Consider the following 14029-nt stretch of genomic DNA (forward strand, 5'->3'; position numbering starts at 1 on the left):
GATAATAATGATTTTACTATTTAAGCCTATATCTTTAATAATCTCAGAGTACTGTTTTGCAGAAGCAAAAAAGAGAGGACCACTTATCTCATAGATAGAGATTCCCTCGGGCACTTCTGAGTAATCCTCTAAAACATCACTATCAACTTGATATGTGCTTTTTGTACTGATATCAGCCATTTTTTTCATAAATAAAAGTGAAGAGAGTACGACGCCTATCTGTATTGCTATGGTTAAATCTACAAAAACTGTTAGTAAAAAAGTACTAAGAAGTATGATGACATCAAAACTAGAACCTCTAAGAATTAGGATAAAAGAGCGCCATTCACTCATGTTGTACGAAACTACTATAAGTATCCCAGCAAGTGCTGACATGGGGATGAGCTTTGCGTAGCTTGCAAATATGAGCATAATCAAAAGTAGTGTAAAAGAGTGAACAATTCCAGCGATAGGAGTTCGTCCACCATTTTTTACATTTGTAGCAGTTCTAGCAATTGCGCCAGTTGCGGCAATCCCTCCAAAAAATGGAGTAACCATATTTGCTACTCCTTGCGCGATAAGCTCTGTATTTGAACGGTGGTTATCGCCTATCATACCATCTGAGACAACTGCTGAGAGAAGAGATTCTACTCCTCCAAGAAGTGCAATGGTTAGTGCAGGGGCAATGTAGATATAGAGAGTACTTAACTCAATGGTCGGAAACTGCAAGGCAAAAGTGTTTGGAATCTCTCCAAAAAAAGTCTCAATTGTAGTTACTGGAATAGAAGCAATCTGCACAAAAAGAGTTATGCCAATAATCGCTATAAAAGAGCCAGGAATTTTAGTTGTTACCTTTTTTGAATATACCGTTATAAGAATTGTAACAATAGTAATGCTAAGAGCGTAAAGATTTGTATCGTCTATGTTTGAGAAGTAAGTTAACCACTTATGGAAAAATTCTGATGGGAGTTTTTCTATGTTTAACCCAAGCGCATCTTTGATTTGAGTTGAAAATATCACAACAGCAATACCGCTTGTAAAGCCTACAATAAGGGGATAAGGGAAGTATTTTAAGAGATTTCCAAAACGCAAAAATCCAAAAATAGTTAAAAATATTCCAGCCATTATGGTTGAGATCATAAGTCCATCTATGCCGTACTCTTCTACAATAGCATAGAGTATAACTATAAAAGCTCCCGTTGGGCCGCCGATTTGAACTCTGCTTCCGCCAAGAATTGAGATGATAAAACCTGCAACTATAGCGGTGATTAAGCCTTTCTCAGGCGATACGCCAGAAGCAACGGCAAAAGCGATAGATAGAGGAAGTGCAACAATTCCTACAACAATTCCCGCAAAGATGTCGCTACTTAACTGCTCTTTACTTATCTTAGTTTTAAAAAGGTCAAAAAATTTAGGTTTAAAAATATCTTCCATATTTTCTTAGCTTTGTAAAGAATCCAACTGCTCTTTAACTTTGCTCTGCTTATCTGATGCGTCTGCTAAAAGCTCTCTGTTTTTTGCTAAAACATCCTCAGGTGCGTTTGCTACAAATCTTTCATTGTTTAACATACCAGCTAACTTGTCTATCTCTTTTTGTAGCTTCTCATCTTGCTTAGTGAGCTTTGAGATAATCGGAGTTAAGTCTATGCTTTGTGTCGGTATGAAAGTCTCACACTTCTCACTGATATCACTAACTGAGTCTTGAATCTTCTCATTTGTAAACTCAACTACATCAACCTTAGCGAGTCTAGATATAAACGGTTTCATCATCTCTTTTTCATCTTCGCTTATGTTGCCTATCTTAACATAAGCTTTTTCTATCTTTTGATTTGCCAAGTCAACCAAAACTTTTGCGCGTCTGATTGAGATGATAGCATCCATGATTATCTCAAATCTTGCTTCGTCTTTTGCGCGAACTTTAGTTTTGTAAGGATACTTCTTAATCATGATAGATTCAGCACCCTCAAGTGTTGTACCGCTTAGTTCATGGTAAAGATACTCTGTGATAAATGGCATAAACGGATGAAGAAGTTTCATAGCCTCTTTAAAGATAGCCCCAAGATCAACAATAGCGCCTTTATCTGCTTTACTAAGCTCAATTCCCCAGTCACAAAACTCATTCCACAAGAAGCGGTAAAGTACAGTTGCAGCGTCGTTAAATCTATACTCATCCATACATGAGCGAACCTCTGCAGTTGCTACATTTAAACGAGATAACATATACCTTCCAAGCGCGCTCTCAACACAAAAACCTTTTAAGTCAGGGAATGTGTCAACATTCATCTGTAAGAATTTTACAGCGTTGTAAAGCTTGTTTGTAAAGTTACGATTGAGTTCAAGTTTTTCTGTACTCATTCTTATGTCACGACCTTGAGCTGCCGAAATTGCTAGAGTAAAGCGCAGGACATCTGCACTGTACTTCTCAATCATATCAAGAGGGTCAATTACATTGCCTTTTGATTTTGACATCTTTTGTCCATGCTCATCACGAACAAGTGCATGAAGATAGATGTGGTTAAATGGCAATTCACCTATAAAGTTCTCTCCCATCATCATCATTCTAGCAACCCAGAAAAATAGGATATCAAAGCCAGTGATTAGGAGTGAGTTTGGATAAAACTCTTTCATATCATCGCTAGCGAAGAGCTTGTCTGCATCAACATCACCATTCCCCCATCCAAGAGTAGAAAAAGGCCAAAGAGCTGAGCTAAACCAAGTATCAAGAACATCTGGGTCTTGAGAGATATTTTTTGAAGCACATTTTGGACACGCTTCTTCGCTATCTTTTAGGCTTGCCCATTCGTGTTCACAATCCCCACAATAAAATACAGGAATCTGATGTCCCCACCAAAGCTGACGAGAGATACACCAATCACGCAAATCACCCATCCAAGAGTTGTATGAGTTTATCCAGTGAGGAGGGAAAAACTTAGCTTCGCCGCTGTTTGTTTTCTCTATCGATTTTTTTGCTACTTCACTTCTTACAAACCACTGTTTTGAGATATATGGCTCAACAATGTTTTTACATCTGTAACAGTGTCCTACTTGATGTTTGTGGTCTTCTATCTTAACTATAAACCCTTCTTCATCGAGCCTTTTTACGATAATGTCACGAGCTTCTAGTCTCTCTAAACCTTGAAACTCGCCAGCGTACTCATTTAAGATACCTTTTTCATCAAATACAGTTATAAACTCTAAGTCATGACGCTTGCCAACTTCGTAGTCGTTTTGGTCATGCGCAGGAGTAACTTTAACCACACCGGTTCCAAAATCCATAGCAACATGCGTGTCTGCAATGATTGCTACTTCTCTGTTCGTTAGTGGAAGTCTTACCTTCTTGCCTATAAGATGTTTATAACGCTCATCATCAGGATGAACCATAACTGCAGTGTCTCCAAAGTACGTCTCAGGTCTTGTAGTTGCAACCTCTACAAAGCCGCTGTTATCAGCAAAAGGATACTTTATATGGTAAAACTTTCCTTCATGGTCTTCATGCTCAACTTCGATATCGCTAAGCGCTCCATCATGTGTACACCAGTTAACCATATAGTTTCCACGGACGATTAAGCCTTGATTGTAGAGATGAACAAAAGCCTCTTTAACGCTCTTTTGAAGCCCATCATCCATAGTAAACCGTTCTCTTTTCCACGCAGGGCTAACACCCATTTTGCGGAGTTGACTTGTCATGATGCCAGCAGATTCTGCTTTCCACTCCCAAGCGCGTTTTAAAAATGCTTCTCTGCCGATTTCCTCTTTTGTAGTTCCCTCTGCTAGGAGTTGTTTCTCAACCACATTTTGTGTTGCGATTCCTGCATGGTCAGTTCCTGGTTGCCAGAGAGTTTTGTACCCATCCATTCTTTTGTAGCGAGTGATAATATCTTGAAGTGTAAAGGTAAGAGCGTGACCAATATGAAGACGACCTGTTACATTTGGAGGAGGCATCATGATAGAGAAAGTTTTTCCCTCTTCTAGAATTGCACTGTTTGAATCTACTTCAAAGTAGCCTCTCTCTTCCCAAATTTTGTAAAACTTATCTTCACTCTCTTGTGGTTCGTAGCTGTTTGACATATTAAATACCTTGATTTTTCTAGTTTAAAAGTTCGCAATTATACCCAAAAAGAGGTTGTAGCTCGTTTTAAATCTATAAGCTAAATATGGATAGAATGAGCAGATGTAGTAAATATAAACAAAGGAATTCAATATGCCAAACACACAAGAAAATTTAGAAGTAGCATTTGCTGGAGAGAGCAAAGCATATCAAAAATATATTGCATTTGCAAAACAGGCACAAAAGGATGGATTTACAAATATTGCAAAACTTTTTCGCACAACAGCAGAAGCTGAGAAGATTCATGCAGAGGGGCACTTAAAAGCTTTAGAAGCTATAGGCTCAACTATAGAGAATCTTGAAGTTGCAATCGGTGGAGAGACTTACGAGTTTGAAGATATGTACCCACCAATGTATGAGCAAGCAGTTAAAGAGAATCATAAAGCAAAAAGAATGTTTGGTTACGCTCTTGAAGCTGAAAAAGTTCATGCGCAGCTTTATAGAAAGGCTCTTCGCGCTGCAAAAGATGGTAAAGATATTGAAGAGATAGGAATTTATCTCTGCCCAATATGCGGATATATTGAACTTGGAATGCCAACTGAAGAGTGCCCAGTATGTGGCGTTAAGCCTTCAGGGTTTGTTCAAATATAACTTAGATGCTCCTCTTGGAGCATTTTTGTAGTAGTAGAGTAAATTATATATAATTCGAAATAAACTTCACAAAATTATCAACTAACATACTACTTTTTTTATCTTTTCTCATAATAAGAATAAAATCACGTTTAAATTCATATCCACGGATTGGAAGTTCAAAAAGAGAACCTTCTTTTAGCTCCCTCTCAACAGAGATACGAGGTAAACAGCTAATATAATTCAAACTAAATTTTAAAAATCTTTTAATCGTTTCAGCATTATCAAATTCCATATAGATATTAACACTTTGCGGATATATAGTGTCTAAAAATGTTGATCTTGTACCTGAGCCTACTTCTCTCATAATCCACTTCATTCTTGAGAGCGTATCTATAAAATGTATATTTTTCTTTGCAAGTTCTTGATTTGTTGTAACAACTACAAGCTCATCCGAAGCTATCATCTTACATATAAGCGTTTCATCACTACACTTGTTCTCTATAAAACCAATATCGTAAGCCCCTTCTTTAATAAGACGAATAACATCGTTAGTATTAGTAGACTTTAATGAGAATTTTACATTTTTATGTATTTTGATATATTTATCAATATATTTTGGCATAAGATAGTTTGCTATTGTTACACTTGCACATAATCTTAGATTCCCTTGGATTTTTTGGGATGAAAAATTTGTATATACTTTTTGCAAAGCATCTACATGTGGGTAAATCTGTTCTAAAAAAAATGTGCCTCTATCATTGAGAATAAGAAGCTTTCCAATGCGCTCAAAAAGCTTCTCACCAACGATCTTTTCAAGTTCTTTTATCGACATAGAGATGGCAGACTGGCTCATTTGAAATTCAGATGCAACATCAATAACTCTTTGCTTATGCGATAAAGAGATAAATACTTCAAGCTGTTTTAGTGTAAACATTACTTTTCCTTTATAACTATTACAATTATATACAAAAAAATTGAATAAGATGATGAATAAATAAATATTTCATTTAAGACGCTCTTGTGATAAACTTATTAAAAAAGAAGGAGCATACACTTATGAAAAGAAGAGATTTTTTTAAAACTACTGCTGCTATAGGAACCGCAACTCTTGCTAGTAGCGCTTTTGGCAGTGAAGTTAAAATAAGACAACCGATCGACAACGGACCAATATGTAAATATAATTTTCCAGAAAAAAGACCCATGATTACACATTCAGACCGTCCACCGCTTTTAGAGGCACCTCGTAATATTTTTACTCAAACAATCACTCCAAATGATGAGTTTTTTGTTAGATGGCATATGCCTGAGATTCCTACATATATTGATACTGACAAATTTACTATCAGTGTTAATGGACTTGTAGAAAAAGATTATATTATCTCTCTTAAAGATTTGAAAAATGATTTTGAACAAGTGGAAGTTACCGCTGTTTTACAGTGCGGTGGAAATAGTCGTTCAGCATTTTTACCTATCACAGGCGGTATTCAATGGGGTAGCGGAGCTATGGGTTGTGCAAAATGGAAAGGCGTGCGCTTAAGTGATCTTCTTCATAGAGCAGGGCTTAAAGAAGGAGCTCAGTGGATTGGTTTTAATGGTATGGAAACTGCGGCTTATTACAAAAGTCCAGGCTTTGTGCGTGAACTTAATCTTCATGAACTTGATGACCATGTTATTGTTGCTTATGAGATGAATGGTGAAGACCTTCCGTATCTTAATGGTTATCCGGTACGTCTAATTATTCCGGGATATTATTCAGACAGCTGGGTTAAAATGCTTAAAAATATCACTGTAACTAGTGAGTACCAACACCATTTCTTTATGGATGAAGCTTACCGTGTTCCAGACAATGCGACAGAGAGTGAAATGCCAGATAATTTAGTTAAAAAGACAAAACCAATTACTAAAATGAACATCAAATCTGTTATCGGTTTTCCACAAAACAACTCTAAAATTGCTCTAAACTCACAACTTGTGGTTCGCGGTGTTGCTTTTGATAGCGGTATAGGTATCAAAGATGTTCTTATCTCTCTTGATGGTGGTAAAACATGGGAAGCATCAATACTTGACAATGATAGACGCGGACGTTATGCATATAGAGGATTTAGATTTAGTTTTAAACCAAAAACATTTGGTAAATTAGAGATTATGGCAAAGGCTGTAGATAAATCTAATCATGAACAACCTCTTGATAAAGATATTTTATGGAACAGTGGCGGCTACAAGTATAACGGTATAGACGTTGTAACTGTAGAAGTTGTATAAGGAGATATGATGAAAAAAATTATACTAATAGCGCTTATAGCTTTAACACCACTCTTTGCACAAGTAAAAGAAAACATAGAAGTTCCATATGTACCATATGAGATTAAAATGGGCAAAGGGTTTGAAGCTGTCAATGCAAACTGTCTTATGTGTCACTCTTTTGGATATATTCTTAACCAAGGACCACAACCTCGCGCTTTTTGGAGAGCAAAAATCTATAAAATGATAGACGCATTTAAAGCACCTATATCTGGTGAAGATGCAAAAAGTGTTGAAGATTATTTAGCTACTTATTACTCAAACGGTAAATAGTTTTCACTCCTGCGTGCATGTAAGGATTTTTCCTTACATGATAATTCAAAGACTCTTGAATCAAATTTGGTTTTAAAAGTATGTAGGTATAATCTCACTCTTAAAATCTTTGTAGGAGCCTCATCTTTGCCACTTTCTCGTCTAAATGAAGAGCAGTATGCAGCAGCTACTTCTAAAGATCCACAAAACCTTATCATAGCCTCTGCTGGAACTGGTAAAACTTCTACTATAGTTGGCCGTATTGCTCATCTCTTAGAGCAAGGCGTTGAACCTGCACAAATTTTACTTTTGACTTTTACTAACAAATCAGCAGCAGAGATGGTATCTCGTGTGGCTGAGTTTTTTGGTAAAGATATAGCCTCTAAAATCGATGCTGGGACTTTTCATGCAGTTAGTTATCGATGGCTTAAAAAGCATGATAAAAAGGTTGTGCTTAAACAACAGCGTGAGTTAAAAACTCTCTTTAGAAGTGTGTTTGAGAAGCGCTCTTTTGGTCATATTGGAGCTGAGATAACACCTTATGGTGGGAACTATCTTTATGATGTTTACTCTTTTTATCAAAACACAGAGTTAAACACACACTTTGAAGACTGGATAAAGTTTAAATTTCCTGAGCATGAGCTCTTTGCTATGATTTACGCAGATATAGTGGATGAATTTGAAGCGTTAAAAAAAGAGTACGGTTTTGTAAACTTTAATGATTTGCTTCTAAATTTTAGAGATATATGTAAAACAAAAGAGCTAGGTTATAAAGAGGTACTTGTGGATGAATACCAAGATACTAACGCACTTCAAGGCACGCTAATAGATGCTATGAATCCGCCATCACTTTTTTGTGTTGGAGATTATGATCAGAGTATTTACGCGTTTAATGGGGCGGATATATCTATCATCGGTACATTTTCTACAAAGTTTCCCTCTGCTAAAGTTCACACACTTACAAAGAACTATCGCTCAACCATTCCCATACTCTCTCTTGCTTCAAAAGTTATAGAGCACAATGAGCGGATTTATCCAAAAAAACTTGAAGTTACAAGAGTGCATGAGAGTCATCCGCCAAAGCTTTTAGCGTATGATGAACTCTTTGATCAGTACCACGATATAGCCTTTAAGATAAGTAACTCTCAAACACCAAGAGATGAGATAGCAGTTATCTTTAGAAACAACTCTTCAGCTGATGGTATAGAAGTAGGGCTTCGTGAGCTCGGCATTACATGTAAGAGAAAAGGTGGAACTAGCTTTTTTGATTCACGTGAGGTAAAAGCGGTTTTAGATTTTTACACGCTTCTTATAAATGAGTCTGACATGATGGCATTTATCCATCTTTTTGAGTTTGCTAGAGGTGTTGGCTCGGCTGTTGCAAAAGAGCTCTATATCGCTCTAAAAACACTTGGGCATGGAAGCATTTTTTATGGACTTTATGCTCCTGATGAGACTATAAGCAATCCTTTTGAGAAGAGAAAACTAAACCAACAGCTTGGACTTTTTGATGATTTTTTAGAGCTTGGAAGTGTTGGTAAGTTTGCTAAGTGTGGATTTGAAGATAAGTTTATGAAAAACCCAATCCTAAAACATCCAAAACTCACTAAAGAGAATGCTACTTTTTTACATGATTTTTATCTTCTTTATAGAGATTTAAAGGGTGTTAGAGAGCCTAGAGCAATAGTTAGTAAGATTGCAAAATCGGAGATTTACAAGTACATATCAGAGCATCTCTCAAGTAGAAGAGCGCTCCTAAAAGATGGCACGATTGATGAGAAACAAAAGAGTGAATCACTCTCAAATATAGCAAGAAAGATGGTTCTCTTAGAGGAGCTCTCAAAACCATATAGTGAGCATGAGAGGTTTTTAAATGCCATGATACTTGGCTCTTCAGATTTGACGCAAGGTGAGGGTGTAAACCTTCTTAGTGTTCACGCCTCAAAAGGGTTGGAGTACAAAGAGGTATATATAGTTGACCTTATGGATGGTCGTTTTCCAAACCGTAAACTTATGCACAGAGGCGGTTCTTTGGATGAAGAGAGGCGTCTATTTTATGTAGCGGTCACTCGCGCAAAAGATATACTCTATCTTAGCTATGCAAAGTATGACAAAATCAAAAAATTAAATTTTGTGCCATCGCAATTTTTATATGAGGCTTCACTCGTACCTAAAGATGAAGCCTTCCGTGCGATGGTTTTAAAAGAAGAGGATAACGAGGAATAAAAATTGGAGTATACTTCCAAAATATACAAAGGAGTATAGGATGATTAAAGTAGTTTTATTTACAGTTGTAACAATGTTGTTTATGGTCGGGTGTAGCGATGATGCTACTAAAAGCGCGAATGCTGAAGTAAAAAGCAAACAAGAAGTTAAAGAAGATGTAAAAGTTGCGGTTGCTGAAATTAAAGAAGAAGCAAAAGCTACTGCTTCTGACGTTAAAGAAGATACACAAGCAGTTGTTGCTGATATAAAAGAAGAAACTAAAAGCGTTGTTGCTGATGTAAAAGAAGAAGCAAAAGCTGCTTTACAAGAGAGTAAAGTTGTTGTTGCAGAAAAAACTGCTGCTGTACAAGAAGCTATTGCATCTGTTCAAGCTCCAGTTGCAACAGTTGATGCTGTTAGTTTATATAAAGTTTGTGCAGGATGCCATGGTGCTGATGCTTCAAAGCCTGCACTTAACAAGTCACAAGTAATCAAAGGCTGGGATGCTAAAAAGATTTCAGATGCACTACATGGTTATAAAGCTGGAACTTATGGCGGAGCTATGAAGGGCTTAATGGGTGCTCAAGTATCTAAATTAGGCGATGCAGAGATAGAAGCTCTAGCTCAGCACATCTCAAAGTTCTAGAGAGACTTAAGCCCACTTTGTAGGAATGGGGTAATGCTCAACTACAAAGTCTATATCTTTGTCTCCTCTTCCGCTTAGATTTACCAAAATAGACTCTTTAGGATTCTCTTTTGCGTACTTCATAGCAAATGCTACTGCGTGAGCAGATTCAAGAGCTGGAATGATTCCCTCATGTTGAGAGAGTTTGTAAAAAGCGTCTACTGATTCTGTATCACTGCATAGCCCTAACTTTGTTCTTCCAATACTATTTAGATAAGCATGTTCAGGCCCAACAGAAGGGTAGTCTATACCACTTCCTATAGAGTGAACTGGAGCTGGATTTCCATCTTTGTCTTGAAGCATTATAGAGTTAAAACCATGCATAACTCCCTCGCTACCATAAGTCAAACTAGCACTATGCTCACCAATCTTATCACCCTTTCCACCAGGCTCTACAGCGTAAAGCTTTACACTATCTTCTATAAATGCGCTAAAGATTCCCATAGCGTTACTTCCACCACCTACACACGCAGTTACCATATCTGGAAGACGGCCCGTCATCTCTAAAAACTGCTCTCTTGCTTCAAGTCCAACTACACTTTGAAAGTCTCTTACCATCTTTGGAAAAGGGTGAGGACCAACAACAGAGCCTATCGCAAAGAGCTGAGTCTCTGTATCTTTTAGATATGCATCAAAAGCGCTATCAACCGCCTCTTTGAGTGTTTTAAGCCCATGAGTTGCTGGAACAACTTTAGCCCCTAAAATCCTCATTTTTACAACATTTGAGTACTCTTTTGCGATATCAACTTCGCCCATATGTATCTCACACTCAAGCCCAAAGTAAGCCGCTGCAGTAGCAAGCGCTACACCATGTTGACCCGCGCCGGTTTCGGCTATGAGCTTTTTTTTGCCAAGATGTTTTGCCAAAAGAGCTTCAGCCATACAGTGGTTTAGCTTGTGCGCACCAGTGTGGTTTAAATCTTCTCTCTTTAGATAAATTTGCCCACCACCAACAAAGTCTGATAGATTTTTACAGTAAGTGATAGGAGTAGGTCGTCCTTGATAATGCTTTCTTATTCTCTTTAACTCACTTATAAAATCATAAGACTTTGAGAGTTTGTCGTAAGCGCTGCTTATCTCTGCGTAAGTAGCCTCAAGTTGAGGTGGCAAAAACGCACCTCCAAATTTTCCAAAAAAGCCATTTTGATCAGGCATAGATTCTAAGTATGGTTTTTGCATAGTTATTTTCCCACTTTTTTTTGCAGTGATTGTAGCTATTTTGTGATAAATTTTCTTGTAAATGGGCTTTATTTATTAAAATAATTTAAATTATACTCTTGCATATTAGTAACGTTTAGTAGATATCTACTTCATTGTCTTGTATATCACGATTTAGCATTTTAAATTCTGAGTCATCTGTGTTGGTTATGTTTATGTTTCCACTTCCAAGTGTTGCTAGAGTTTTTGTTTTTTGGTTGGTTTTATCGTTTGAGTAGTCTAGTGCAACATTGTTAAGTGTATTTTCTTCTACATTTCCACCTATGTTAATACTTAAAGATTTACTTTTAGAATCTACTCTATTGTTTAGGCTTGAAGCTATGAGTGTGTTTGTATTAAGTGTAAGTTGTGAGTTATCATCTCCTTGACTATCAACTGCCGCTATAGTAGCTCCTCTTAGTTTAGTTTGCTCTAGTGTATTTATATTTACACTGTTACCCCTTAGGTCTGTAAGCAGTGTCTCTTTAGAATCTAGTGAGCCGCTAGATTTGTTAACACCTAAGCTTTGTAGTCCACTTGTACCAAACCCAACACTAAAGCCATTTGATTTATCTCTACTCTTTTGACGGTTTTGCACTGACTCTATACTTAGGTTTTTAGAGTTTATGGCTAGAGTATCATCAGCTTTTAGGTTTGCCCCTTTTATGGTTGTTGTTTCGTTTGTGTTTAGAGTTGACATGTAGAAGTTAGATTTTATGTTTAAAAATTTGCACATTATCTAATTTGACTTCCTTTGATTTTAGTTATACATGTATGCATCCCCGAGTAGGGCTTGGAGACGAGTTAATATTAATTATTCATTTTTATCATATTTAACAAGTTGTTTACCACCTTTTGGTAAATCAGTATGATAAAATATAATTTCAACTGTACTATCCTTATATTTTTGCTTGTATTTTTTAGCTAATTTTAAAAATAACTTTTGCATTTTTTTATGTTCATCTGTAATTATTTCTTTTGTGGGTATCCAGAATGCAGGTGCAGTGGCATAAACAACACTAACATTATTTTCATGCATTTCTGTGTACAACATACCATGGTTACAAATTAATTCACCATTATCACGATTGGCTTTCCATCTATCATCAGAATCGCAATCAAATGCTGGATTTAAGGCTGTTACTCTATCTCGAATATCTTTTTTTATTTGTTCATACTCATCTTTTGTTACTTTATTTATTTTAATTTCCGTACTTGAAACTATAGTGAAACATCCATTTAAAATAAACATTAATCCTAATGCCATTATCACTTTATATATCATTCCGCATCCTTTAAATTTGAATTGTTAATAATGGTATCAATACTGTGACCATCTTTTATATTTTGTAAAATAGAAGAACTTTCTTGTGGATTTATTTGATGCTGCTTTCCTGAAGCATCAGGTAATATCAAATAACTATTTTGAAGATTTGTTAATGGATCATGTTTCATATAATAATTATCTATATTATTTGTACCTTTTCCACTTATTACAGTAATTGGATGAACTCCTGCTGCATTATATGTTTTTGCTTCTAAACTAGTCTTTTCAGAAGCGGCAGCTGCTTCTCCCCCACCCAAAGAATGACCAGTCAGGGAAGCTTTTACTCCTAACTTTTGTGTTGCATCATTAAATTTAATAGCATTAGCAATTGCTTGTCTATAAGCATCTGATGTTAATCCTACACCTTGGATTAAATTAGTTCTTATATCCTTTGAATCTAATCCATCTGTACCTGCATATGCATATGTCACTTCACCTGTTATTTTATTTACATACACAGCTGATTTAAATCCTGTTTTTTCGTTGATTAAATCTTTTTGGCTTAATCCATATTTATTTAGTGTTGTTTCATCTATAACTTCTTGAATATATTGTGGGAGTTTAAATTTTTGATCATCTTTATATACATGCTTTGATATATCAGCACCATCTTTAACACTTAAATTATCCCCAACAGCTTTATCCAACCATGTAAACTCACTGTTGTTTTGTTGGAGCTGTATGTACTCTACTACTGATTGAGGTTGTGTGTGATTGTTTGTTTGTGCCATTGAACCTTGATTGGTTATATCTAGTACAAACTCTGTGTATGAAGATAGGTTCTCTCCGAAGTTATTTGAGTAAGCTTCTTCTGATTGTATATTACTTTGTTGATCCATAGCGTGTGTAGCCTCATGTCCTGCTGTTGAGATTAAATCTTTTGTTGAATCATTATATTTATCATTGATGTAAGCATCTTTAGTTATCTCTGAGTAGTAACCTTTTACTTGTTCACCATCTTTTCCTGCTACATCTGTATCTATTAGTTTATTATCATATGTAGTGTATCCAAGTTTTACCATTACTGCATCTGTCACTTCATCTAACATCTGCTCTTTTTGGCTTGGTGTTAAGTCAGGGCTGTTTAGTGCTGTTGCTAGTTCTGGTGAATTTGCTATTTCCTTTTTAAGAGCTTCATAAGTATTATGAGTTTTTTCTGTCTCACTAAAGAAGTCTTGTATTCCTACTCTCTCAGTTGTAGCTATAAGTTCTACTGTGTTTGCAATCATCTTAGTTTTTAGTAAATCTTCTGCTATCTGATTCCTTCCATCTTGTGTAAGCAGTCTAGTATCTAACTCAACTTTTAAACCTTTATGACTTTGAATGTTATATATGTCTACTTCATTGTCTGCTATATCTCTGTTTAGCATTCTAGTTTCTGAGTCATCTGTGTTTGTTATGT

12 protein-coding genes are annotated in these 14029 nt (G+C 36.2%); 5 read left to right on the forward strand and 7 right to left on the reverse strand.

Annotated elements, in window-relative coordinates; all coding sequences use genetic code 11:
- On the reverse strand, window positions 1–1413 hold a 1413-nt coding region (locus PHI38_RS06305; RefSeq protein ID WP_299853975.1), incomplete at its 3' end, for a SulP family inorganic anion transporter.
- Between the two features lie 6 nt (window positions 1414–1419).
- Window positions 1420–4047 (reverse strand): valine--tRNA ligase, encoded by a 2628-nt coding sequence (locus tag PHI38_RS06310; protein WP_299853977.1) that lies wholly within the window; start codon window positions 4045–4047, stop codon window positions 1420–1422.
- 133 nt (window positions 4048–4180) lie between these two features.
- Here PHI38_RS06310 and PHI38_RS06315 point away from each other — a divergent pair, with 133 nt between their 5' ends.
- A complete protein-coding gene (locus PHI38_RS06315; protein ID WP_299853979.1) occupies window positions 4181–4678 on the forward strand; it encodes a rubrerythrin family protein in 498 nt (165 codons plus the stop codon).
- A gap of 43 nt (window positions 4679–4721) precedes the next feature.
- On the opposite strand, the gene PHI38_RS06320 is transcribed toward PHI38_RS06315, so the two are convergent.
- The gene (locus PHI38_RS06320; RefSeq protein ID WP_299853982.1) at window positions 4722–5594 is read right to left on the reverse strand and encodes a LysR family transcriptional regulator; all 873 of its coding nucleotides are present in this window, start codon (window positions 5592–5594) and stop codon (window positions 4722–4724) included.
- Between the two features lie 122 nt (window positions 5595–5716).
- Between PHI38_RS06320 and PHI38_RS06325 the strand changes: the two genes are divergently transcribed.
- The 4 genes from PHI38_RS06325 (at window position 5717) to PHI38_RS06340 (ending at window position 10064) form a co-directional block, all read left to right on the forward strand.
- Window positions 5717–6922 carry a molybdopterin-dependent oxidoreductase gene (locus PHI38_RS06325; protein WP_299853984.1) on the forward strand — a complete coding sequence of 402 codons (1206 nt, stop codon included), beginning with the start codon at window positions 5717–5719 and terminating at the stop codon, window positions 6920–6922.
- Between the two features lie 9 nt (window positions 6923–6931).
- Window positions 6932–7234, forward strand: coding sequence for a sulfite:cytochrome C oxidoreductase subunit B (locus PHI38_RS06330; protein ID WP_299853987.1), 303 nt, complete (start codon window positions 6932–6934; stop codon window positions 7232–7234).
- A 126-nt stretch (window positions 7235–7360) separates the two neighbouring features.
- On the forward strand, window positions 7361–9439 hold the full coding sequence (locus tag PHI38_RS06335; RefSeq protein ID WP_299853989.1) for an ATP-dependent helicase: 2079 nt from the start codon (window positions 7361–7363) through the stop codon (window positions 9437–9439).
- A gap of 40 nt (window positions 9440–9479) precedes the next feature.
- On the forward strand, window positions 9480–10064 hold the full coding sequence (locus PHI38_RS06340) for a c-type cytochrome (protein WP_299853992.1): 585 nt from the start codon (window positions 9480–9482) through the stop codon (window positions 10062–10064).
- Window positions 10065–10070: 6 nt separating this feature from the next.
- Here the strand turns inward: PHI38_RS06340 and trpB are convergent, their stop codons facing one another.
- The 4 genes from trpB to PHI38_RS06360 form a co-directional block, all read right to left on the reverse strand.
- A complete protein-coding gene (gene trpB, locus PHI38_RS06345; RefSeq protein WP_299853994.1) occupies window positions 10071–11282 on the reverse strand; it encodes a tryptophan synthase subunit beta in 1212 nt (403 codons plus the stop codon).
- 115 nt (window positions 11283–11397) lie between these two features.
- Window positions 11398–12036 (reverse strand): hemagglutinin repeat-containing protein, encoded by a 639-nt coding sequence (locus PHI38_RS06350; protein ID WP_299853998.1) that lies wholly within the window; start codon window positions 12034–12036, stop codon window positions 11398–11400.
- A 78-nt stretch (window positions 12037–12114) separates the two neighbouring features.
- Window positions 12115–12585: a hypothetical protein gene (locus PHI38_RS06355; RefSeq protein ID WP_299854001.1), complete on the reverse strand. Its 471-nt coding sequence runs from the start codon at window positions 12583–12585 to the stop codon at window positions 12115–12117.
- On the reverse strand, window positions 12582–14029 hold a 1448-nt coding region (locus tag PHI38_RS06360; protein ID WP_299854004.1), incomplete at its 5' end, for a hypothetical protein. The genes PHI38_RS06360 and PHI38_RS06355, both read right to left, overlap by 4 nt.

This window comes from Sulfurimonas sp. (genome assembly GCF_028694895.1).
Lineage (GTDB): Bacteria > Campylobacterota > Campylobacteria > Campylobacterales > Sulfurimonadaceae > Sulfurimonas.